This window comes from Vibrio sp. 1249-1, assembly GCF_033340495.1.
Window position 1 is genome coordinate 1 of record NZ_JAWOWJ010001104.1, and the last position, 534, is coordinate 534.

The following is a 534-nucleotide window of genomic DNA, read 5'->3' on the forward strand; positions in this document are numbered from 1 at the left end:
CGGCCTTTTACTTTGTTAAGGTTTAAAAGACCAAACTGAATCTCTTCAACGGTTGCCCCCATGTGTAGCGCAATGATTGAGGCCGCAATGGCATTTGCAACGTTATGTTGACCAATAATACCAAGTGACAGTTCAATTTCTCGCGAATCTGATGAAATATGCAAAGTAAAGCTCGCTTTACCTTCCTCATTCATTGTCACGTTCGATGCGTAAAAGTCCGCTTGCGAATTATTATGCGAGAAAGTGATCACTTTTTTATCTGCAAGAACCGATTGCCACAGCGCGTCACCGTTACTATCGAGATTGACGATGGCAATGCCACCAGCCTGTAACCCTTGATAGATTTCACCTTTGGCTTGCTTTACACCCTCAATAGAACCAAAGCCTTCCAAATGCGCCGCCGCAACATTGTTTACCAGCGCGATATCCGGTTTCACAAGCTGGGTAGTGTAAGCAATTTCACCAATATGGTTTGCGCCTAGCTCAATCACCGCGTAATCGTCATCTTGCTGAGAACGCAGCAAGGTCAGCGGA

1 protein-coding gene is annotated in these 534 nt (G+C 45.5%); it reads right to left on the bottom strand.

Features of this window, described 5'->3' with window-relative positions:
- A partial coding sequence (locus R7Z50_RS30695; RefSeq protein WP_318150177.1) for a Mur ligase family protein occupies positions 1 to 534 on the bottom strand: 534 nt, incomplete at both ends.